General features: G+C 46.8%; 24 protein-coding genes. 11 read left to right on the top strand and 13 right to left on the bottom strand.

The window, feature by feature from the left end; translation table 11 throughout:
- Positions 1 to 43 precede the first annotated feature (43 nt).
- Both JIG40_RS13895 and JIG40_RS13890 read left to right on the top strand, forming a co-directional pair.
- On the top strand, positions 44 to 691 hold the full coding sequence (locus tag JIG40_RS13895) for a thiopurine S-methyltransferase (RefSeq protein WP_020431438.1): 648 nt from the start codon (positions 44 to 46) through the stop codon (positions 689 to 691).
- Positions 692 to 926: 235 nt separating this feature from the next.
- Positions 927 to 2,180, top strand: a complete 1,254-nt coding sequence (locus JIG40_RS13890; protein ID WP_199465729.1) for a PAS domain-containing methyl-accepting chemotaxis protein — start codon at positions 927 to 929, stop codon at positions 2,178 to 2,180.
- A 47-nt stretch (positions 2,181 to 2,227) separates the two neighbouring features.
- On the opposite strand, the gene purT is transcribed toward JIG40_RS13890, so the two are convergent.
- From purT to JIG40_RS13875, 3 genes are all read right to left on the bottom strand, one after another.
- A complete protein-coding gene (purT, locus tag JIG40_RS13885; RefSeq protein ID WP_199465529.1) occupies positions 2,228 to 3,403 on the bottom strand; it encodes a formate-dependent phosphoribosylglycinamide formyltransferase in 1,176 nt (391 codons plus the stop codon).
- A 139-nt stretch (positions 3,404 to 3,542) separates the two neighbouring features.
- Positions 3,543 to 4,856 carry a ferric reductase-like transmembrane domain-containing protein gene (locus tag JIG40_RS13880; protein WP_199465528.1) on the bottom strand — a complete coding sequence of 438 codons (1,314 nt, stop codon included), beginning with the start codon at positions 4,854 to 4,856 and terminating at the stop codon, positions 3,543 to 3,545.
- Between the two features lie 95 nt (positions 4,857 to 4,951).
- Entirely contained in the window at positions 4,952 to 5,842 is an 891-nt protein-coding gene (locus JIG40_RS13875) for an AEC family transporter (protein WP_055451976.1), read from the bottom strand.
- Between the two features lie 225 nt (positions 5,843 to 6,067).
- On the opposite strand from JIG40_RS13875, the gene JIG40_RS13870 reads away from it, so the two are divergent.
- Together JIG40_RS13870 and JIG40_RS13865 are read left to right on the top strand one after the other, a co-directional pair.
- Positions 6,068 to 6,592, top strand: coding sequence for an outer membrane beta-barrel protein (locus JIG40_RS13870; protein ID WP_158151206.1), 525 nt, complete (start codon positions 6,068 to 6,070; stop codon positions 6,590 to 6,592).
- A 194-nt stretch (positions 6,593 to 6,786) separates the two neighbouring features.
- Positions 6,787 to 9,495 (top strand): EAL domain-containing protein, encoded by a 2,709-nt coding sequence (locus tag JIG40_RS13865; RefSeq protein WP_199465527.1) that lies wholly within the window; start codon positions 6,787 to 6,789, stop codon positions 9,493 to 9,495.
- Positions 9,496 to 9,541: 46 nt separating this feature from the next.
- On the opposite strand, the gene cdd is transcribed toward JIG40_RS13865, so the two are convergent.
- From cdd to sbcB, 4 genes are all read right to left on the bottom strand, one after another.
- On the bottom strand, positions 9,542 to 10,429 hold the full coding sequence (gene cdd / locus JIG40_RS13860) for a cytidine deaminase (RefSeq protein WP_020432570.1): 888 nt from the start codon (positions 10,427 to 10,429) through the stop codon (positions 9,542 to 9,544).
- Between the two features lie 201 nt (positions 10,430 to 10,630).
- Positions 10,631 to 11,311 (bottom strand): LrgB family protein, encoded by a 681-nt coding sequence (locus tag JIG40_RS13855; protein ID WP_020327589.1) that lies wholly within the window; start codon positions 11,309 to 11,311, stop codon positions 10,631 to 10,633.
- Positions 11,302 to 11,676 carry a CidA/LrgA family protein gene (locus JIG40_RS13850; RefSeq protein ID WP_020327588.1) on the bottom strand — a complete coding sequence of 125 codons (375 nt, stop codon included), beginning with the start codon at positions 11,674 to 11,676 and terminating at the stop codon, positions 11,302 to 11,304. The genes JIG40_RS13855 and JIG40_RS13850 overlap by 10 nt, the downstream gene beginning before the upstream one ends.
- A gap of 40 nt (positions 11,677 to 11,716) precedes the next feature.
- Positions 11,717 to 13,141, bottom strand: a complete 1,425-nt coding sequence (gene sbcB, locus JIG40_RS13845; RefSeq protein WP_199465526.1) for an exodeoxyribonuclease I — start codon at positions 13,139 to 13,141, stop codon at positions 11,717 to 11,719.
- A 181-nt stretch (positions 13,142 to 13,322) separates the two neighbouring features.
- Here sbcB and JIG40_RS13840 point away from each other — a divergent pair, with 181 nt between their 5' ends.
- From JIG40_RS13840 to JIG40_RS13820, 5 genes are all read left to right on the top strand, one after another.
- Positions 13,323 to 14,534, top strand: coding sequence for a site-specific integrase (locus JIG40_RS13840; protein WP_199465525.1), 1,212 nt, complete (start codon positions 13,323 to 13,325; stop codon positions 14,532 to 14,534).
- A gap of 151 nt (positions 14,535 to 14,685) precedes the next feature.
- Positions 14,686 to 14,928, top strand: coding sequence for a hypothetical protein (locus tag JIG40_RS13835; RefSeq protein WP_199465524.1), 243 nt, complete (start codon positions 14,686 to 14,688; stop codon positions 14,926 to 14,928).
- A gap of 142 nt (positions 14,929 to 15,070) precedes the next feature.
- A complete protein-coding gene (locus JIG40_RS13830; RefSeq protein WP_199465523.1) occupies positions 15,071 to 15,493 on the top strand; it encodes a hypothetical protein in 423 nt (140 codons plus the stop codon).
- Between the two features lie 286 nt (positions 15,494 to 15,779).
- A complete protein-coding gene (locus JIG40_RS13825; RefSeq protein WP_199465522.1) occupies positions 15,780 to 16,901 on the top strand; it encodes an ATP-binding protein in 1,122 nt (373 codons plus the stop codon).
- A complete protein-coding gene (locus JIG40_RS13820; RefSeq protein ID WP_199465521.1) occupies positions 16,901 to 19,093 on the top strand; it encodes a S8 family peptidase in 2,193 nt (730 codons plus the stop codon). Before JIG40_RS13825 ends, JIG40_RS13820 begins: the two co-directional genes overlap by 1 nt.
- A gap of 10 nt (positions 19,094 to 19,103) precedes the next feature.
- On the opposite strand, the gene JIG40_RS13815 is transcribed toward JIG40_RS13820, so the two are convergent.
- From JIG40_RS13815 to JIG40_RS13790, 6 genes are all read right to left on the bottom strand, one after another.
- On the bottom strand, positions 19,104 to 19,400 hold the full coding sequence (locus tag JIG40_RS13815) for a hypothetical protein (protein WP_199465520.1): 297 nt from the start codon (positions 19,398 to 19,400) through the stop codon (positions 19,104 to 19,106).
- A gap of 38 nt (positions 19,401 to 19,438) precedes the next feature.
- Positions 19,439 to 19,675, bottom strand: a complete 237-nt coding sequence (locus tag JIG40_RS13810; RefSeq protein ID WP_199465519.1) for a hypothetical protein — start codon at positions 19,673 to 19,675, stop codon at positions 19,439 to 19,441.
- 63 nt (positions 19,676 to 19,738) lie between these two features.
- Positions 19,739 to 20,113, bottom strand: a complete 375-nt coding sequence (locus JIG40_RS13805) for a hypothetical protein (RefSeq protein WP_199465518.1) — start codon at positions 20,111 to 20,113, stop codon at positions 19,739 to 19,741.
- Entirely contained in the window at positions 20,110 to 20,370 is a 261-nt protein-coding gene (locus JIG40_RS13800; RefSeq protein ID WP_199465517.1) for a hypothetical protein, read from the bottom strand. The genes JIG40_RS13805 and JIG40_RS13800 overlap by 4 nt, the downstream gene beginning before the upstream one ends.
- A gap of 154 nt (positions 20,371 to 20,524) precedes the next feature.
- Positions 20,525 to 20,800 (bottom strand): hypothetical protein, encoded by a 276-nt coding sequence (locus JIG40_RS13795; protein ID WP_140229901.1) that lies wholly within the window; start codon positions 20,798 to 20,800, stop codon positions 20,525 to 20,527.
- Positions 20,801 to 21,030: 230 nt separating this feature from the next.
- Entirely contained in the window at positions 21,031 to 21,699 is a 669-nt protein-coding gene (locus JIG40_RS13790; protein WP_199465516.1) for a LexA family transcriptional regulator, read from the bottom strand.
- An 89-nt stretch (positions 21,700 to 21,788) separates the two neighbouring features.
- Here JIG40_RS13790 and JIG40_RS13785 point away from each other — a divergent pair, with 89 nt between their 5' ends.
- Together JIG40_RS13785 and JIG40_RS13780 are read left to right on the top strand one after the other, a co-directional pair.
- Positions 21,789 to 22,076, top strand: a complete 288-nt coding sequence (locus tag JIG40_RS13785; RefSeq protein ID WP_161417839.1) for a helix-turn-helix transcriptional regulator — start codon at positions 21,789 to 21,791, stop codon at positions 22,074 to 22,076.
- On the top strand, positions 22,073 to 22,621 hold the full coding sequence (locus JIG40_RS13780; RefSeq protein WP_161417841.1) for a hypothetical protein: 549 nt from the start codon (positions 22,073 to 22,075) through the stop codon (positions 22,619 to 22,621). The genes JIG40_RS13785 and JIG40_RS13780 overlap by 4 nt, the downstream gene beginning before the upstream one ends.
- Positions 22,622 to 22,748 lie beyond the last annotated feature (127 nt).

Here is a 22,748-nt window from a genome sequence, read left to right as displayed (position 1 = left end):
AATTCGGTACCCTAGCGCGCTCACATGACTTCAGAGATGAACAATGAAAGATCCAGAATTTTGGCATGCCAAATGGGCCTCCAACCAGATTGGTTTCCACCTGACCGATGTGAATACATTATTGACTGACCACTGGCACGCAACTCAGCCAAAACGCGAAGACAGAGTATTTGTGCCGCTGTGTGGCAAAAGCGAAGATCTTGTTTGGTTAGCAGAGAAACACAATGATGTTCAGGGAGTTGAGCTCAGCCCGATTGCCGTGCGCGCCTTTTTTGCTGAACACTTCTATACTCCTACAGTGACGCAGATCAACAGCTTGCATGAGCTGTATCAGTTTGATGAGCTGTCAATTTACACCGGGGATTATTTTACCGCGCCACTGCAGACCGTCGATATTGTGTACGATCGTGCGGCACTGATTGCATTGCCTGAAGAGATGCGGGCTGATTATGTGGAGCGCTTGAAGCAGTTGCTTAACCCAGGTGCCCGCATTCTTCTGGTGACACTTGATTACGATCAGCAAGAGTTAAGTGGTCCTCCATTTAGTGTTGGAGAAGCGGAGATCCAGCGTCTGTTTCACGGATTTTCGGTTCGCCGCTTGGTGCGCGACGAAGCGAATGCACAGCATCCCAAACGAGCTCAAAAAGGGCTCAGTCGCTTTGCAGAAGAAGTGTGGTTGATTGAGAGCTGATCCATTCTGTTGCCAATGGAGTAAATGGTCTAATCAGGGATTGCAAAGGTGCCGATTTGCTGTACGATACGGCACCTTTTCGCTAGGTTGAAAAATAAGCGGCACGCCAAGAATGCTGCGCATTATCTCAAACTTTCCGATTTTATCGAGCCGGCCAGTAATACCATGAGGTCCTAGTATGTTTCTTTTTAGCCGCCGTAAACAAGAACAAGACAATAACGCTCAACTCGAGGCTATGCGCTCTGCCAGCATGGTACTCAATGCCATCAAACATAATGTGCCGTACATTGAATTTTCCAGTGATGGCCGAATTCTGACCGCAAATGAGCAATTTCTCAGCGCAATGGGTTATACGCTCGAAGAAGTGCAGGGCCAGCATCATCGCATGTTTTGCGATAAACAGTTGACGTCATCCACCTCATATCAGAACTTCTGGCGCGATCTTGCACAGGGTAAACCACAACATGGGACGTTTCGTCGAGTGTGCAAAGATGGTCGTGACATTTGGATCGAAGCCACATACGTTCCGGTTGTCGATGAGCTGGGTAAAGTATCCAAAGTTGTGAAAGTGGCCAGTGATGTCACGGAAGAGAAGCTACAGCTCGACAGTCAAGCAGCCATTTTTGAAGCCCTGAAAACCTCACTGGCGTACATTGAGTTCACACCACAAGGGCAAATCATTAACGCCAATGACAATTTCTGTCGTTGCGTGGGCTATAAGCTGCGCGAGATTCAGGGGCAACATCACCGTATGTTTTGCAGCGAGGAGTTTTTACGGAGCCATGCTGATTTTTGGCCGTCATTGGCCCGCGGTGAATTCAAGTCGGGGTTATTTGAACGCCGCAATCGTAATGGCGACGTTATCTGGCTAGAAGCAACCTATAATCCAATCAGAGATCAAAATGGCAAAGTTGTTCGCGTCGTGAAATTTGCCAGCGAGATTACCGCGCGAATTCACCATTTGCAGGCGATTCAACAAGCGTCCAAGGTGGCGCAGCGTACCTCGTTGGACACGCTGGATATCGCGAACGATGGAGCAAAAACACTCGATCTCGCAGCTGATGTGGCAAATCAGATAGACAGCTCGGTGGATCAGGCGTCGTCTCTGATGGAGAAACTGACCGCGCAGTCGCAGCAAATCGCACAGATTGTGACTACGATTTCAACCATTGCCGACCAAACCAATCTGCTGGCGCTGAATGCGGCGATTGAAGCCGCGAGAGCCGGCGAATATGGGCGTGGTTTTGCGGTCGTGGCTGATGAAGTGCGTAAACTGGCGGCGAATACCTCTCACGCGACAGATGAAATTGGCAACATCGTTAAACGTAACAGCGAATTGACTCAGGTTTCTGAACAAACCATGTCGGAAATTCAGCGCAAAGTGATTGAGTGCAATCAGCAATTGCAATCGACCCAGGCCCTGATTGACGAGATTCGTCATGGCGCGCAAAACGTCGCCGATACGGTGAGCCAACTGGTTAACGATTAAAAAAAGCGCGCTCAACGGCGCGCTTTTTGTATCTTGGTAAGATTCAATCAGTAGTGAATCTTAACGGCCTTGGCGCATTCAATCGCGCGATCCGTTGCTTCCGTCGTGGTTTTTCCGCGTGACAGCGCGACACCAAGACGACGGCGGCCGTTGATTTCAGGTTTACCGAACAGGCGGATTTGCGAGTGCGGAACGCTCAGTGCATCGTCTAAACCTGAGAATTGAATATCCGTTGACGTACCCTGGCCCAGAATTGCGGCGGAGGCAGAAGGACCATACTGCGTGATTTCGCCGATGGGTAAGCCAGTAAATGCTCGTACGTGCAGAGCAAATTCAGAGACGTCCTGAGAAATCAGCGTCACCATACCCGTGTCGTGTGGGCGAGGAGAGACTTCGTTGAAGATGACTTGATCGCCTTTAATAAACAACTCAACACCAAACAGACCATAGCCGCCGAGCGCGTTGACGATTTGTTCGGCCACGTATTCTGCAGCTTTAAGTGCATTTTCAGACATCACTTGTGGCTGCCATGATTCGCGGTAATCACCATCTTCCTGACGGTGACCGATTGGAGCGCAGAAGTGTACGCCATCCACTGCACGAACGGTAAGTAGCGTAATTTCGTAGTCAAAATCGATAAAGCCTTCGACAATCACACGACCAGCGCCAGTGCGGCCACCTTCTTGCGCGTACTGCCATGCTTTTTCAATATCCTGTTCGGTTTTGATGACGCTCTGACCTTTGCCCGAAGAGCTCATAACCGGTTTACATACGCAAGGAATGCCGACGAACTCGACCGCTGCGACAAAATCTTGGTAGTTATCAGCAAACCGATAAGGGGAAGTTGGGAGTGAGAGCTCTTCTGACGCGAGACGACGAATGCCTTCACGGTTCATGGTCAGACGGGTAGCGTTGGCGGTGGGTACCACATTTAGTCCCTGAGCTTCCAGCTCCACCAGTTTGCTGGTCGCAATCGCTTCAATTTCCGGCACGACATAGTGCGGTTTTTCTAGATCAATTACCTGTTGCAGTGCTTTGGCATCCAGCATATCGAATACATGGCTGCGATGCGCAACCTGCATGGCAGGTGCATTTGCGTAGCGGTCACAGGCAATAACTTCCAGACCGAGGCGCTGACATTCAATCGCCACTTCTTTACCGAGTTCACCAGAGCCAAGTAACAGTACACGTTTAGCACTGTCTCGAGTAGCAGTCCCCAACATAGAGCGAAAATCCTTATAGTTATGCATCGATTCCCAGAATCAGTGGAATACTGGGAATAACCTTAGTAAAAACAGCGGCAATCATACTGGAATTACCCAGAAAAGCAAACGTTTGCGCAAGGTTGGCTTACACTCGGATTCAGCGCATGGCAAAACGTTCGGAATGGAAGTTCTGTTGCGATAACCCCATGTTAATCAGATGATTTTTCAGGCTTGATCCAAATCCGACCGGACCACAGAAGCTGACACTGGCCTCCGCGAGATTGAGGCGTTCAGCCACCCGCTCTGCACACAAAAATTCGTTATGGCTGGCCGTGAAAACATGCAGATTGACATTAGGCAGTTTGCTGACGAACAGTTCCAGCAGCTTGACGAAATATTGCTGTTTGTCGTTATCACGGCAGTAAAACAGTTCAATATGACGACCAGATGAATGCGGCAGTTGTGTCAGGTGCTGTAACCAGGCGACAAAAGGCACAATCCCGATTCCGGCACCAATCCACACTTGCTGAGCGTCCGATGGAATTTGGAAACGGCCGTAACCACCTTCCAATGTCACCTGACGCCCCTCGTTCAATTGATTAAACAGTTGGTGGGTGTAATCACCGAGATCCTTGATCGCAAAGTCAGCTTGTTGAGTAAATGGGTCATACTTCAACACGGAAAACGGGTGAGGCGCTTCGCCATCATGAAAATCCAGATACGCAAACTGACCCGCTTTGTAATTGAGCGGTTCATCCAGTGTGATGCCGATGTGCAGCACGCGATAGTTGCTGCTTTCGTCCGTTACCTGTTTCACCATGGTCACTTGACCTGTGACTTTACGACGACGACCAATTTGTCCGCTGAGAGAGAGCACTGCGCACAGTGAACCGATCACAGCGCAAATCCAAACGATGATGTTCAGCGCTGACGCACTCAGTTGATAGTCCAGAACGGTTACGGAGTGGAATGCACCAGCAAGGAAAATCGCGCCAGCAAGCTTGTGCGTGAAACGGAATTTGCGGTAGCTGATCGCCTGAATCAGGCTGATGGCAACGAAAGCGACGAAGACATAAAAGGTGTACTCACCGACCATTTTTCCCCAGTGCATCCAGTTGATGCCGTCGGCAGCCAGCCCCAAACGGGCACGGCGTTGAGGCGGGTCCAGTAATCCAAGGCTGACCAACCATTTAGGGGATTCAATGATCACCCAGTGTGACACCAGCGCAACTAACGCACCGATCCCCATCTGCTTGTGGATCGCGTAGCCCTTATCAAGCCCGTTTACGTACTCTTCCACTTTTGGTAAACGCATCGCCAGCACCATCGACACGGCCATATAGGCAAAGCCGATCGCGCCAGTCAGTAGTGTGAGCTGATGACGCCAGTAGAAGAAGTTCGCGTCCGGCTCCCAGGTAAACAATACATTCGGCAACCATAACAAACTGACAATTAAGGCAATTTTTTTCATGATCTAATTCCTTTCATTAACTATGGGTATAGATTAGATCTGTCAATGAAAAGACGAAATCGACTTTATCTTGTTTTACCTGGGTTGACCTATCTTTACATTCCGCCCCCTTTCAGCGACAGGGCAAAAATCAGCAATAGCGGCAGGGTAAACAGGCAGAGAAAATTGCCGAACAGAACCATCGAAGCCACATTGGTGGGCTCAATGTGAAAACGCTCTGCAAACAGATAGTTCATCACTGCCGGAGGAAGCATAGTAAACAGCACCATCATTTGCAGCTGCATGGTGGGCAGTGGAATGAAGAAGTAGATGAGAGCAAAGGCCACGGCGCCAGTAGTGAGTGATTGGGCGGTGGAGATTAACCCAACCCGCAAGCCCGCAAGACGCATATTGGTCATTTGTGAACCTAACGACAGCAGCATGACAGGCACTGCGGCCTGACCGAGTAATGCGGTCGCTTCATAGAGCGGTTTCCAGACAGGGGTTCCGGATAAGTTAAACAGCATGGCAACAACAGTGGCGATGAAGACCGGCGCGGTAAAGATCTGACGAAACGAACCACCTTTGCTCAGCAGTGCCAATCCCAGGCTGATATGCAGACAAGCGGAGACCACAAACAGCAATACCGCCGAAGAGAGCGCGGTCTCACCAAATGTGTAGGTAAACAGCGGAATCGCCAGGTTACCGCTATTGCGAAACATATGCAGCGGTGCCCAGGCTTTAAAGTTCCAGCCGCCCAGTTTACAAATCGGGATCATCAGTATTCCGGGAATCAACACTGCGATCAAAGAGGCATAGATCAGCGGTAATTGCGCGGTGTCCAGTGGCATGGTTGCCAAAGATGAGAATACCAGCGCAGGCAAAAACGTATCCATGTTGATGCGATTGATTGGGCGGAAATCGGGTTTAAGCCAGCGGCCGATAGCATAACCTACGCACACCAGTGCCATGACCGGAAAGAGTATACTGACAACCTGTTCAAACATCGGTGTCCTTACCTGAGTTGACGGAACATAAGATGTTCAAATTAGCAGGGTTTTTAGTCAGCGTCACGGCTTCAAGTTGTGTTTCGTGCGGCAAGTGTTGTGCACAGATGCTGCCTTGAAGTACGGGATATCGCCAAAAAGTGCAATCAAAGACAGGGATAAAAATTCGATTAACGGTGTCGCTCAACTAAGCTTTTGATTACTACAACAATAAGGAGTCATCTTATGAAATCGTCCTTGCTGGGATTAGGATTAGGGCTTTTAGTAGTAAGCAGTGTGAGTGTGGCCAGCACCGATAATTTTGACCGTTTTTATATAGGCGTTGGCACGAGTTTTACCGAGCTAGAAAGTGATAGTTACGCGATTGTTTCTGACAACAAATCGGACGTGACAGCGATGGGCATCGTGTTTGGTTATCAACCGATTAAGTATTTTGCGGTAGAAGGGCGAGAGCTGTTCCGGGTCTCCAGACATGACGAGGTCTACGACACTCAAGCGTCGTTGCTCGCGCGAGGCATCTTACCCATTCATGAATATTTTAATTTTTACGCTGTTGCGGGGCTAAGTCTGATCGCCAAAGATGGCTTTGATGAGCATGGCACAGATTTCACTTACGGCATCGGTATGCGAGTCAAAAACCGTACCCCCTTCATATTGGATGTTGAATATCGTATGTTGTATGACGATTCTTTTGACGGCATCGACATGGAACTCCGCTCCATCAACCTTAACTTTTTGTACGGATTTTAATCTGTGTAGCCCGTCATTTACGGCGGGCTAGTTCGTCCAATTCCATATTTTCAGTGAATAGTCTCGCCCATTCTAGGATGGGAACGATCTCAGGGCTTTTTTATGATCAACGAATAGAAAAGCGCAGTGTATTATTTTAATTCGATACATTAGCGTTTAAAATTTTAGCCATTACTAACGTTCTGAGGGCTGAGATGTCTCGCTTTCGCTCCGTCAAACTGCACACTAAAACGGCCTTGTTGTTCTCACTGGGACTCATGGCAGTGATTTTTAGTTGCCTGTTTGTCACTCGCTACTTTTTTCTCTTCAGTATCAATGAACTCGAAGACATGGAGATCCACCGGTCCAGCAATCAGGCTCAGGCGGTGATTAAATCTCTGGTGAATCGTCAGGAAAAGAACTCTTTTGACTGGGCTTACTGGGATGAAACCTATAGCTTGCTTAATGATGAAAACCCAGACTACATCGAACGAAATTTAACGGAGGAGTCGCTTGACGCCTTAACGATCGATTTGATGGCGTTTTTGCGCCCCAATTATAACCTTGTCGCCAGTCTGGGCCGAAGCGAAGATGCACATATTGACGTGCAGAGCATACTCGCGACACCAAGCTTAAGCGCATTTTTGCACACGATGTCGAAACGTTTGGACAGCCAAAAAAGCAGTGACGCTGGTCTGGTCAAGATAGGAGACCAAGTGTGGATCATCAGTATGACGCCGGTCCGTGACAGCAGTGGTGAGTCGGAAACCGTCGGTTGGATGCTGTGGGGGCAACAACTGACTCGAACTTTCCCATCGCTTTATCAGGATTTGCTGATGGCGCAAAGCCAATTGCTGACTGATCCCAATGCGATATCCGGTGTCCATGAAGCCTTTGGTGTTGACGACAACCCGCATTCGATTTTCAGAAGCAATCAAGAGTTGGTTCATTACGCCTCGATTCGGGATATGACTGGCAGTGAAGTCGCGATTCTCAAAACCTGGGAACCTCGTTTGTATTATCAAAAAGGCGAGCACGTCTTTTATTACCTGATCATCAGTATGCTGGTGGTCACGTCCTTGATCTCGATGGTGGTGTTCTGGTTGTTCCGGGACAAGGTCGGCAAACGTTTTATCAGTTTCGAACAGAATATTCAGGATTTGTTGGGCGGCATGCCGCAACATTCGGACAATAAACAAGATGAATTTGAACGTATTACTCAACTGGTTGAGTCATTAGCGCTGTCTTCTAACCAAGCGCAGGACCAACTGAAAGCGACCCTACAGAAATTTGAGGCGCTGTATCACGGCCAGTCGGTGGGCATGATTCTTCTCAGCGATAGAGTCATTGCCGATGTAAACCCGGCAACGTTGGAACTGCTCGGATATCAACGTGAAGAACTGATCGGTAAAACACTGGATGCGATTTGTGGCACCAGTAATGCGGAGTGTGCGGTCGAGCAGTTCTTCGTCATGTTGGCAAATGGCCAGAATAAGTTTGATACCTTTATGCAGCGCTCTGATTTGTCTGAGATCGCGTGTTCAGTGGAAGCGACGCTGCTCCAGGACAGCGACACGTCCTCAGTGATGTTGGCAGTGCAGGACATCAGCGAACAGAAACAACAGGCGGAACTGATTCAAACGTTAACTCAATACGATCCGATCTCTGGTTTGCTGAACCGTCCAACTTTAATTGAATCGGTTCGAAGCTTGTTCCGCAATCAGTCGGATGATCACGAGTTTTCAATCATGTACTTTAATGCGACTCGCCTGAAAGAAATTGATGAAGTTTATGGCCATGAACTCTATGACGCTTGTGTGCGCCATATTGCCGACAGTCTTAAACGTTATTTCAGTCGTGAAGAAGTCGGGCGAATCAGTGAGAGTGAATTTGTCGTTTGTTGTACTGGTTCAATTGGCCGGGTTGAGCGAATGGGTAACCACATTCTTGCCGCCTATCGAGCGAAAATCAGCTTGGCTGATATGGAACTCGATCTCGGCTTGAAAGGCGCCTTACTGCCATCATCCATTGACTTCGAGAACTTCGAAAACATCGCTCACTGTGGATACTACACGGTCATGAACCGCAACCCATCGGTAGCGAACCAGTTAACGGTCGTTACACCTGAGCAGTTTGAACGAACGCAGGAGGCGCAAATCCTCAACCGGGATATCGTCGCGGCCTTGAAAAATCGAGAAATCATCGCGCATTATCAGCCGATTGTGAAAGCGGCATCCGGTCAGTTGGTGGGCTTTGAAGCGTTAGCGCGCTGGAAACATCCTCAATTTGGTATGGTGTCGCCTGCCGTGTTTGTGCCACTGGCAGAGCAACGAAAATTGATTGTGGAGCTGGGCGAGCAGATTCTCGATCAGGCGTGTGAATTTCTGCAAACCTTTCAGCAGGCGCAGGCTCACAACAAACAGATGGTGAGTATTCACGTTAATATTTCCAGCCCTCATTTCTACCACAGCAGTCTGGTCGACACGCTGCGTAAAGTGATCGAGCAGTATCAACTGGCAGCCGGCCAACTGGTGCTGGAACTGACGGAGAGTATTCTGATGGGGGTTGAAGAGGAGACGCTGCAACGCATGGATGCCATTAAAGCACTAGGAGTGCAACTGGCACTGGATGACTTCGGTACTGGTTACTCTTCGTTCAGCTCGCTGTGCAACTTCCCACTGGATATTGTGAAACTGGATAAATCGTACATTGATGGCCTGGATACCAACGAAAAGGCGAAATCGCTGATTCGAAATATTATCAGTATGTCACAGGAACTCGGCCTGACGACGGTAGCAGAAGGGGTTGAGAACGCCTCGCAACTCAGAAAACTCAATGTGTGGAATGTGGACGAAATCCAGGGTTATTACTTCTATAAACCGATGGATGCCGCTCTGGCGCTGGAAACGTTCCAGCGCGGATAAGGTTTCAGCAATAAAAAAGCCAGACGTTGTCTGGCTTTTTTGCTGGTTATAGCGAGAGATATGAGAGCGGAATATCCGGATTGATGGCTTCTAACGTCGCTTGCGTATCCGCCAGATGACTGATGCTGCCTTCGGCCATTTCTGCCAGCGCAGCGCTTTCAATGGTCTCGAACTCCTCACCCGCCATGCGTACCTGAATCAAAGCCACTTGCAGTGGCGGCAGGCTCGGGTTGAACGCCGCGTTTTCAGCGTAAGCCCCGAGATACTGATTGCCGCCGCTGGTTTGCAGTGCCACACCGCTCAGATTAGCCGTATAAGGTGCGTAGCTGCGGTTCAATGCTTGCAGAGCTTGCTGCACTAGCGCTTCATCATCATCGCTGGTTTTGCCGTGATCGACTTTTGCCATCAGCGCAGATTCAATACCCAGATCCGATGGGCCAAATGACTCTGGCAGATAGTATTGCAGTGATTTTTCTTCACGTTGCGGCAACTGAATGGACAGCGTCTGTGATGTGTTCAGCTCATTCATGAACTGACGGCAGTGACCGCAAGGACTGTAGTTGACGGTGATATCTGCCAGACCTTCTTCACCTTTCATCCAGGCATGGCTGATAGCCGCTTGCTCGGCATGAATGGTTTGACCCAACTGCACACCAGCAAATTCCATATTGCCGCCAAAGTACAAACGACCAGACAGGCCGCGTACGATGGCACCGACGTAAAATTTAGAGATTGGCACATAGGCGTAGGCCGCTGCCAAGGGAAGCAAAGCAACACGCAGGTCAGCATCACTCATTTCCGAAATGGAAAGCAGTTGGTTGAACTGGTCGGGAGAAAGGGTAGCGTCAAAGTCATCAGCCAGGGTAATCGGAGTCAGAAACTCTGCGATTGGCTTCGGCATGCCCGCTAGCGCCTGTTCAATACGGCTTTTCATAAAGAATCCTTATTAATGTATCGAACTCCATTTTAGGTCACTATCACATCTTTACTGAGATTTTTGTCACATAAATAAATGTAACGGCATTTCAGTTTTCATAATTAGAGTGATGTCACACATGTCATCGATTGCACAAAGACAAAGAGTGAACTCTGTCGACGATCGCGGTACGACCATCGACAGCAAGACGTTGTTAGTCTAGAGGGCAGAGAGCCAAACCGCGAAAGCGAATAAGCTAGGAGCAAGGATGGAGGTGATCACACCACAAACCACTAAGGCCAGAGAACTGAATGCCGCGTCGCGTGGGTCTTTCTCCGCACAGGTAGCGGTGCCAAGTGCGTGCGATACCGTCCCCATAGTCAGCCCTCGGGCGATAGGGTGGGTCACGTTCAGCAGCTTGTAGATTGGATAAGCGAGAATCGCGCCAAACAGCCCGACCATTAACACCAGAATGGCAGCGACAGCCGGTTCTCCACCGAGGTTGCTGGCGACTTCCATTGCAATCGGTGTGGTGACCGATTTACCCATCAGGGCCGCAATCAAGGTTATATCCGCTTTCATTCCCACCGCAATCAGGCTGGCTGTAAGCATCGACATCACACTGCCTACGCCGCAAGCGAGCATGATGATGCGCCAGTTGGCGCGGATTTGCGGTAACTGTTCATAGAGCGGGTAAGCCAGAGCAACGACTGCGGGTTGCAGTAAATCGCTCAGCCACTTGTTATCGGCATAGTAAGTTTCAAACGGTACTTTCAGATACATTAGCAGCGGAATAATGATGCCAATACAAATCAACAGTGGGTTCAGGAAGGGGGAATTACCTTTCTTCGCTACCCAGCGCGCAAAGAAAAACACCACAATGGTGACAATCAACCACATGATTTTTTACCTCGCTTCAGAAAGCGATCCAGACTCACGCCGAGTGTCACGATCACCAGTGTGGTGCCACCAATCGCGCTGGCAATAATGGTCCAGGCATTGGCAACCAGCATATCAAAATGCGCCATCAGTCCAACGCTGACCGGAACAAAAAGCAACACCATATAACGAATGAACAGGTTGGCGCCGGGTTTTACCCACTCGACAGGAATCAGTCCTCCTGCCATCAGGGAGAACAGAATAAGCATGCCGATGATACTGCCAGGAATGGAAACTTCCAGCCAGCTTTGTAGATTGATCCCTGCCAGCAGGCACAGAAAAATCAACCCCATTGAGACCACATATTGTGCGATGGTTTTTACCATGAGAATGTCAGCCGTAATTGCAATCAAATAAACTCAGAAACTAAGAGGCTAGCTTCTCTACGTATTGGTAAACGGATTTTAAAATGGCGATTTTCTTTTCGTCACTTTCATGTTCATGAACTAAGTTTTCCAGATTCAGCATGTAATCTGGCAGGTGTGTTTCGTAGTAGTCGCGGCAATGGTTCGCCCAGCGGCGCTGGTCATTTTCATCCAGCGTCCAAGGGAAGTTACGTGCGCGATAGCGAAACAGCAGCGGTTCGATGCGTTTATCGCTGAAGGTAATATCCAGCTCGCCAAGCAGCTCAGGTTTGGTTGAACGGATGATCTCCATCGCCGCTTTATCCGCAGGTGAGAAGAATCCATCATAGAGCTGTGTATCAACATCGTTCGATGCTTCAAATTCTCGTTCAATGCCAAAGAGGGCGGCCAGCTTCTCTCGAATTTCCGGATGCTGACGAATGCGAGCCAGATTCGCTAGACACAATTCGCGATCAATACCGATGGTAGCGGCATTTTCTGCGGTCAGCGTTTTCGCCGGTGCCAGAATCGGGCATTTATTGAGATGAACCAGTTTGACGGGCACAGGCAGTTCATCCGGTGCTAAATCATCGTGACGGGTATATAGACGTGCATGCAGAGCGTCCACATCTAAGTCGATCAGCGGCTGTGGATCTTTGGCCAAATCAGCCACAATCACGGCGTTCTGATTGGTAGGGTGCCAGGCTATCGGCACAATCCAACTGGTGTATTGACACTCGCGACCCAGCATGCCGGACACGTGCATCAGCGGCGTCATGTTGACGATATCAATCAGTTCATTCAGTTTGCGCTTATGGCGCATAGAGAAGAAATAATCGAACAGTTTGGGCTGTGCCGCTTTGACTTTCTTCGCCAGTTCAATGGTCGCAATCACGTCGGCCATCGCATCGTGCGCATTTTCGTGTTCAATGCCGTTGGCTTTCGACAAATGCTCCAGTTTGAAGCTGGTAAAACCTTCATCGTTTTCCGGCCACACAATACCTTCCGGGCGCAGCGCATGACACGCACGCATCACATCGAGCAGATCCCAACGTGAGTTGCCGTTTTGCCAGCTCCAGGCATATGGGTCGAGAAAGTTGCGGTAGCAGGTATAACGTGTCACTTCATCGTCGAAACGAATGTTGTTGTAACCCAGGCTGGTGGTGTTGGGTGTCGACAGTTCTGCGTGAATTTTGGCAATAAACTCCGGCTCTGAAAGCCCTTGTGCCATCGCTTTTTGTGGAATGATGCCGGTAATCAGCGCGGCTTCTGGCGCTGGCAGATAATCCGCTGGCAGTTGGCAATAGATCACCAAAGGCTCGCCAATGATGTTGAAATCCATGTCTGTGCGTACACCAGCAAACTGACTCGGACGATCTTTGGCCGGGCTGGTGCCCCACGTCTCGTAGTCAAAGAAGAAGAATGTCGGTTGTTCTGAGTTATTCATTGATTGTTTAACTTGTTTGGTATCTGTCAAAATAAGCCTTTGCTACCAATCGATTAGAGTTGTTTTATGTGATATGTTTTTCTTCGAAATTTTTAGTTTTTCTGCTTTTTACATTTGCACTTGCGTCTAAATCTGTGTCCATTTTTCGTCGGTGCTGCGTCCAAATTTTCAAGGGTGAAGAATGAGCATTACAGACAAGCAACTTAAATCTATTGAGAAACTAAGCAGCTACGACGGGCCATCTGAGATCAATGATGGCGAAGGACTCGTTGCGAAAGTGTCGCCCAAAGCTAATATCACGTTTCAATATCGCTGCCGATTTAATGGAAAAAACAAACGTATACGTATCGGCAAGTATCCTCGTGTGAGTTTAAAGCAAGCACGACAGATTCACAAACGCATGTTGGAGCTAAAGGAAGAGGGGAGAAACCCAGAGATTGCCCTTACTGGTGATACTGACTTTCTCACGCTAAAGGATTGTTTGGATTATTGGTTTGAGCACAAAGTCTCGACTCAAAAAGAGGGGACGCAGACACTCTACCGTTCAGTGGCGAACAACTACTTTTACAATGCCTTTCCTGATGTCGATATAGAGAAGATCTCTGCACGAGAATGGATGTGTTGGTTCGATGAAATCGCTAAGAAGAACCCAAAGACGGCCAACTCAGCATTTTCCAAAATGCGCGCTTGTCTTAACTTCTGTAAATCCAAGTTCCTTATTGATGGCACTCACTTTGAAAAAATCCGACAGCAAGATGTTGGTCAATCGGCCAAAGCTGGTGACCGAGTATTATCACTCCCTGAACTTGCCAAAGTTTGGATAGCCATAGAACGCAGCAAAGCAGGAACAACGACCAAGAACCTGCACCTTATAACAATGTTATGGGGTAACCGATTATCAGAGCTTCGTCTGGCCAAGCGTGAACACTTCGATATGGTCAACGACATTTGGACCGTCCCTCCAGAACTCAGCAAAATGGGTAACACCATTCGCAGACCCATCCCTAAACACATCAAGCCGATGCTGGAAAGGTTGATGAACATCTATGATGAATACCTTTTCCCTGGCGCATCCCTTCATAAACCCATCACTATATCAGCCGCAAACCGCTACATAAGAAGGTTACGCGATAACCTAAACCTACCTCACTGGCGAACCCACGATTTTAGACGCAGTATTTCTACCACTTGTTCAGAACTAGGCACCATGCCACACGTAACCGAAAAAATGCTCGGGCATGAGCTGGTCGGCGTAATGGCAATCTACAACAAACACGATTGGCTATCAGACCAAAAAGAAGCATACGAGAAGTTTGCAGATGCGTTGTTTGCACAAGTGCAAAAAGAGTTGGAACATGAAAAGGAGCAGAAATCTAATCAGCCTTTTGCATAGAGATTAGTCTTATAGATCACTAACTCACTGATTATGCTTTGAAGCTACGAATGAAAGGCGGCATGATAATGGAAGAAAAGGCAGCTCTAAGTGCTTCATACGCACTATATGCGCATAAAGTCTCTAATAGTCACTTAACTGGGATAAAACAGTGGATCAGTTGGTTAAATTAGCAGTATTAGTCGTGGTTTTATGTGTAGCGTATTTCGCTTATGTTGAATACAAAAATCACACTTATTGTGAAGCTTTAGCTGAGCGTAAAGAATTTCCTAGTAATTCAACTTTACCGCGTAGTTTTTTTGTACCTTTAGGAAAGCTAGAATTGACAGAAGATTTAAAAATTCAACTAAAGAGAGAAAGAGAGCTAATATACAAAAAGTGTATGGCACAGTAGTAGGTGATTCATATATCAACCAACTTGAGCGTGATTTCCGACGCTTGGCAATCATACTCCAATGTTGGGTTTCGTGTTCACGATGCTATGTGTTAGTAGCGTTGCTCACTACAAACGCAGCGTTAGGCCTCAAGGAAGCTATATGCCGAGATTAGATACTAGATTAGAAGCTGAAGGTGCAGAGTTTCTTGTACTTGGCCAACTTTTGTTACATAGAATTGCTTCATATAAAACGTATACGAACATGCCAGGTTACGACTTAGTTGCTACTAACCCTGAGTCCAATAAGGCAGCGATGGTACAAATTAAAAGTCGCTGGCGAACAGGGGCTGCTGGCTTTCCTATAAAAAATTTCAACTGTGATTTTGTCGTAGTCGTTTTACTCAACCGTGGCTCCAAGGATGGTAAAAAAGAAACTTTTCCGCCTAGATATTATGTATTTCCAGTAGCTCTAATTGAGGCTGCTCCGCGCAGCGATAAATGGGGTAAAGTAAACCTACGAGATATTCCTGAATACCAAAGTTATGAAGATCGGTGGGAATTAATTTCAGATTTTTTGTGTTAGGAATGCTTCACTAAGCACTAAAAAAAGACTTCTAATACGCGGCGATCTCACTTCAAACAGGCTCACTGTTCTTCATGTAAAGTCGTAAGGGATGATAGGCACCATGCCTGAATATAGATAACCTCTAGAAATTGTAAGTATCCCCTATACGTTACATCCATCAATGTGTTGTTAGTTCACAAAGTGAGCTTTTGTGTGTTTTTGTCGATTTGAATTGTAAATATTGTGGCTGTTTTAGTTCATTGTGTGCGAGAATTGGTACATTAATGCATAAATGAGCGACGTGATGAAGTATTTTACAGAGATATCAAACTTGGTTCGAGGAGCCCTTGTTAAAGACGAACAAGTTGTATCAGCGTATACACAGCAGCTAATAGAGAAGTTAACTAGTGATGGGGAAGTTTTAGCTGCAAAAGGGCTAACTGAACAGCTTTCTCAACGAAGAGCAAATTCCGCCATTGTCGGGCAGAAGTCGGTTAGTTTTGCTCGTCCAGTTCCTGTTGAAAAAGATAATAGATTTGAATTGGCTGATAGAACTCATCCTCAACTTGAAGAATCGATTGTTTTTTTGCCTGACAATTTAGACAAAAAGGTAAATGCGTTCGTTTCGTATCTGGGAAAAAAAGATGAACTCAACGCGTTAAACATTCCGATTAATCCCACATTGCTTCTATTTGGGCCTCCGGGAACAGGTAAAAGCAAGCTTGCAGCAAATATAGCTGCAAGGGTTGGTTTGCCGTTAGTCACTGCGAGAGCTGACGCCCTTATATCCTCATATCTTGGTTCTACTTCGAAAAACATTCGATCGTTAATGGAGTACGCAAAGAGTGAACCTTGTGTTCTCTTTTTAGATGAATTTGACTCTATAGCGAAAGCTCGTGATGACAAAAATGAAATTGGTGAGTTAAAACGCGTTGTAGTCAGTCTGCTGCAAAACATTGATACGTTAAAAGACACTATCGTTATCGCAGCTACAAACCATGCGCATTTGCTTGATCCTGCTATTGGACGTCGTTTCCATTACAAAATGGAGCTTTTACCCCCACTAGCGCAAGAAAGAAGCAAGATTTTTGAGTCTCTCTTACTTAGGTTTACGACTTCTAAAGCAGATCTCGATACCCTCGCTTCAATTTCGGAAGGAATGACAGGGGCAGAAATAGAGATTGCTACATTTGAGTACTTGAGGTCGATGATTGTCGAAGGAGTAGATTATTCTTCCTATGACTTAATGAAGTCGATTCTTTCTTCGAAGTATCATTGGCTTGATTTTGAATGTGATACAGATCGCAGTGCAAATATGTTCAAGCTCAAACAATTGAATGCTGAACTGTATACGGGAAAACTATTAGGTCTATTATGGAACGTGACACCAAGTTACGTTAGTCGGCTTATAAAGGACCATAAATAATGAATAACGAAAAGCATCCAATAAAACATGTTCAGTTTTCAATGTCTGATTATTATCAGCCTGCGGTTAACGGTGGAGGGAAACAAACTCCTTTAAAAGAGGTTACTGATGACTTTAGAACTGAACTGTTGCAATCATTGGATGTAGTTGAAGATTCATTAACTCAATCAATTAAAAGTAACAATATAGGTGTATGCACTGCAGTTGTTGCTTTGGAAAGCAATGCAACGGCTAAATCCCATCGTCCAACTTCACTGTTTAACGAACAAACTTGTCCTTTTTTTGGTGACGAGGGTTTTGGTCGATACCTAATTCAAGTTACCAAAGGCGGTTTAGCTGAACTAAAGAAAAAAGTAGAAACAACGAAAACCAAGTCTGGTGTAAAGGCTCTTTCTACAATAAAAGAAATTGAGGTTTATCATCCTGAAATAAGCAATGTGGTGGGTGCTGGAGAGCCTTTGATAGTACGCCTCTTCAGGTATCAGGATGAACTTTTAAACCAAGCAATAGATACCAAATTTGAAGCTTTGCTGCAAAAGCACGGTGGTGTCTGGGTAAAACATCCATCTCAAAATGTTTGCCTTTACAAAGTACAAGACTATGGTTTGGGTTTTTTAGACGAGTTGGCTGATTTTGCAACAGTGCAGAGTGCGGTAAAATCGCAAAGCATAACTGTCCAACCAATGTCAGAAGACTCGGTGGAAAGTGAACACGTTTTAAATAATGATCCTTTACCAGATACCTCTTATCCTGTTGTTGGAGTAGTGGATAGTGGGGTTAGCCAGAACTGTTCACCTCTTAATAGTTGGGTTATCGACAGACATAACTATGTTCCAGAGCCATATCGAGATAGCTCTCATGGAACGTTTGTTAGTGGACTTATTTCTAATCCTACTTACTTCAATCCAGACGACAGATTCCCCACATGCCAATCTAAAGTTGTAAGTGTCGAAGTATTAGGAAATGGCGTTGGAGACGTTTTTGATATTGTTCATGCTATGTATGAAGTCGCGAGTCAACGACCAGAAATCAAGGTTTGGAACTTATCTCTAGGAGCATCTGAACCAACTTCGATGCAAGAAATTTCTGCGATGGCACTTATGTTAGACGAGTTTCAAGACAAGTTTGATTGTTTGTGTGTCATAGCCGCAGGGAACTATAACGAGTCGTTGAGGAACTGGCCGCCAGAAAGAGAGCATAACGATGGAGTTTCTAGCCCTGGAGATTCAGTTAGAGCAATTACAGTAGGTTCTCTTGCACAAGTTGATGGTCACGTTAAAAATGAGGATCCATCCCCATTCTCTCGGAAAGGTCCTGTATCTAACTTTGTTCAAAAGCCTGAACTGATGCACTTCGGTGGAAATGTAATGGTGTTCGCGGGTAATAGCATACCGTTAGGCGTTAACTCAATTTGCCCAAATGGCTTTAAACGCCACGATATAGGTACTAGCTTTGCTACGCCATTAGTATCGACCATCGCTGCGAACTTGTTTCATAAGTTGGGAGACTCGGCTAGTCCCAACCTTGTAAAGGCATTAATGATTCACGATGCAAATATAAACTTTGGACATAAAGTCACTAAGGAATCTCGACCGTACATGGGGTGGGGGCTTCCTACAGATGCCGATTCCATTCTTGAAGTTAATGGTTACGAAGCCACAATAGTTTTTGAAGGCCATGCACAAAAGAGCTTTGAAGTGCAAAAGTTGCCATTCCCTATACCTGATTGCTTAAGAACTGAAGAAGGAAAGGTAAGAGCGGAGTTTTTTATTACACTCGTTTACCAACCAGAGCTCGACTCTAAGAGCGCGTTTGAATATTGTCAGGTAGATGTAACCCTCGGCTTAGGTGAAATAAAAGAAGGGAAATTTGACTCTAAAATACCTAGGCAGCAGGACAGCAGCAATTTTGAGAGTGAGCTTGTAAAAAATGGTGATAAGTGGTCTCCGACTAAGGTTTACCACAAGCGATTCACCAAAGGGGTAGATGTTGAAGACTGGAAATTAAGGGTAAAAATTCTGGATAGAGATGGATATGAGGCGGAAGACGTTCAAGTTCCATTCACTATACTGCTCACAATCAGGGATATAGACAAAGAAAAGCCAGTTTATAATGAAATGAGTCGTCTGATGGACCAGTATAACTGGGAAGTTTCTGATTTGGCTATCGAAGAACAGATTAAAGTTCAATAAGGTGTGGGCATTAGCCCACTTTAAACCCACCTTCATGTTCAACCCATTCCATCACCGCTGAACGAATCCAGCGCAGCGGTGATTTGCTGATAGGCTCAGGGAAGCCGCGTTCTTTGCGCCACTGAATTATCGTGGTGCGTCCCTTCTGGAAGTAGTCGAGCACTTCTTTATGGCACATGATCGTGGCCGATGATTCAGGATACTTCTGAACGTCATAGACCGGGGCGGCTGCTGCCTCCTGCTTTTTTGTCGCAAGAAAGCTTGGTGGGGTATAGCTAAAACTGAAGTTGGTATCGACGAAGTTCATTGCACAAAGTTCCTTGATTGGTTGATGTTGGCCGCTGGTCAGTTCGGCATGCCTGCTATTGGGTTACGCAGCTGCTTGCGGTTGAAGAACCTTCTTAGCGTGTAGCTGCGGATAATTGAAACGATGGTAAAGAACGCACCGATTAAGAGATTGTCTGAAAGTGGCAGGTTCACCCCGAAGAATGGGAAGATGATCAGTTGGCTTAGTAGCGCTACCACGTAGCCAATGATCACATTCAGCACACTTTCAATCAGGCTTTGCTTCTTACTTTGCATTGCGTTCACTCCATGAATAGAGCGCATAAAACACCGCACAGCCCAGGGCGTAGATGATGACACTCATTGTGGACCCCTCAGTGGAATTAAACGATTTCGGTTGATGGTGTGCCAGCAAGTGGCATCACCTTTAAACAAACCGCCTTCGCGTAACTTGGCGCAGCCTTGTGGTAGTTGTTCGCCACACTTGCTGCATTTACCTAGTGACTTTTCGATGGTTGGAATCTCTGCATGAACACGATGGATAAGAGATTGCAGCGTTTCCACATCGGCAATTGGCCCATTGGGATACCCGAAGAACTGGCTAATTTCAGTGAGCTTTTTCTGCTCCAACTCTGAAAGCGATATGCGAATATCTTGTTCGCCGCTGTTCTTGCGTTTATCTCTCAAGCGTTGGGCGCGTGCTGCAGCGAGTTTGCGCTTGCGTTCATCGCTCATGCTGCTTTGGTCTTACGTTTGTTTTTTGCTGCCTGCTTTTTAACGGGGGCAAGTAATTGTTCTGCCTTTGCTAGGCAGAATTCGAAACACTTACCGCCTTTAGCTCCGCCAAATGAAGCTGTATTACGGTAGGTTTCTACCGCGAAGTCAGCAGCCCGGCTGATATCCGAAACGTCATGGCCTTTGTCGGTCAGTATTTTAGAAATGTGTTTGTGAATAAATGCTTCCTGAGAGTTACGAAATACAACGGTACTCATTGCACAGAATCCTACGTTGGGTGGGTGAATGCCCGCACTCAGCCTAAACGCTTGTTTTTGGTGGTCAGCCGCGTTTATACTGCGTGCGAGGCGAAAGTCTCATTGCACAAAGAACGCCCCTGTTGGTTTGGTCACCGATAGGGGTTTTCTCTTTCTAGGCTTGAAAAGCATGGACACGTTGGTTAAACGGCCCTTGCAGCTTTTCAAGATCATCAAATAGCTTCACGGCTTGTTGGTAAGACGCTTCATTTATTTGCATTTCCACGCCTCGGAAGTCTTCTGCACCTTCAATAATCGCTTCCGCACTGATACGAGCAGGATCGTCTTTAGGCAGGTTCGTTAACGACTTCTGAAGTTGATGGCAGCCAATGTTGACTACCTTGATGGTGTTCAACAGCTGGTTTGCTTGTTCCAGAGATAGTGTTTTCATTTCAAAGTCTCATTGCATAAAGTTTTCAGTTACCCGATTGGTCAAGTCGGGGAGGGGCGCGGCTGGTCAGGCCGCGGCTCATTGCACACAAATCGTGCTTCGCACTTGCTTCGATAGATATAGGTTACACAAATCGTGTTTGTTGTGTCAAACACAAAATGTGTTTATTTTCGGGGTGAGTATAAAAAAACCGCCATGGAGGCGGTTTAGCAGAAAGTAATTTGGAGGGTTTAAATCAGCCTGAGCCTGGCTTCAACAACAACGCCAATGATCTTGCAGTTACCGTTAATTGGAATCATTTTGTAGTTTTCGTTCAACGGTTTTAGGTAGTCTTGACCACCATCGGTTACAAACTTCTTGAACGTTGCTTCGTTTACATCGGTTAACTTAGCGACGACAAGAGAGCCATTACAATGCTCTTTCTCCGTATCAACTAATACAAGCGTACCTTCAGGGACGCTGACGCCATTTAAGCTGGTCATTGAGTCACCTTGAACTCTCAGCCAGAAACTGCGTTTCGATGTCTTAACTGTCGCTTCATACCATTCATCGATCTCATCCAGCGCGTATGCCTCGCATGCTTCAGTCCATTGACCCGCTTGAACCGAGCTCAAAAGAGGGAATGATGTTTGAAATTTTGGTTGGATATCGATATGAGCTAGGTTTGGTAGCGATTCGATCTCTGTAGCATCGAATAGAATTTGATATGGCTTAATCTTTAATACAGACGCGATTATCTCTGCATCATCTAAGTTGATGCTTCTGGCGCCTGATTCGTAATTACCAATACGCGAAGCTCCCCAGCCGCATTTCTCAGCTAGGGCCTTTTGGCTAATGCCTTGGGCTTCTCGGAACTGCTTTAGACGCAATCCCACTTCTTGTTTCTTGTTCATATCCATAAATTAACACGCTCCGTGTGTGCTGTATGCACACTTTTTGTGTTTACTGGTAAACACAATTTGTGTATTCTGTCGTTGGAGGGCTACCAATGAACAATATTTCATTATTTCGCAGTCAAGCTGGAATCAGTCAATCGAAGTTAGGTGAGTTGGTTGGGGTTATCCCATCAACAATCGGAAACTACGAATCAGGGATTCGATCGGTAAATATCAATATGGGATGGAAGATTGTGAACGCCTTTTCTGCATTAGGCATTAAGTGCCAATTCACGGAAGTGTTTCCCAACCCTTCAGAACAGGAAGATACCAAGATTCAGCCTGACATAGGTGATTCACAACATTCTGTATGTATAACCAGTAAGGAAACCAAACTATGAACAGCAGCTTTAAGAGCGTTATGCGTAACGCGATAGAAAGTTGGCGAGTCGAACTGAGCAAAGAGTGCATTGCTCATCGAGTGGCTGGCCATTACCACAAACTCGGACTAGGCCATGAGGTGGATGCTCAGCGCAAGGAACTGCTCAAGGTGCCGGGCAAAGACGACAAAAACAACGCACAAAACTTCTTCCGCTATGTGGAGCGCAGCAGCATCGAGGCTAAGGCTACCATGCTTGATTTGTTACCTGCGGTGCTTCTTGCGATGCCGGCACATCGTGCAACCGACATGTTGAACCAGGCATTTAACCCGCTGGGCTTTTCCATTACTCGCATTGGCGCCAGTGACACAACGGCCAACCGCGATAAGTTGCTGCATGACCACAACAAAGAGACATCTGAAGCCTTTCGTGCGGTGATTTCGCTGGGTGAGAACGCCACGATTGATCAACTGCGCAGCGCGTACCGGGAAGTTCAGGAAGCGAAAGATTCGCACACACCGATCATGAAATACCTTGAATCACTGATGGCCCAAAAGGCCGCGTAGCAGACAACTGCGTAGTGGCTGACCACCACGTTAGAACGCAGAACACGGAGAACTTTGTGCAATGAGCCTTTACATCATGTTTACGGGCGGGCTTCGCTTTTGGATTGCCGTTGGGCCAGAGGGCAAA

The sequence above is a fragment of the Vibrio sp. bablab_jr001 genome, from assembly GCF_016464285.1.
GTDB classification, from domain to species: domain Bacteria; phylum Pseudomonadota; class Gammaproteobacteria; order Enterobacterales; family Vibrionaceae; genus Vibrio; species Vibrio fluvialis.
Note: the sequence above shows the minus strand (reverse complement) of the source record. Positions and strands in the feature narration are given on the sequence as shown.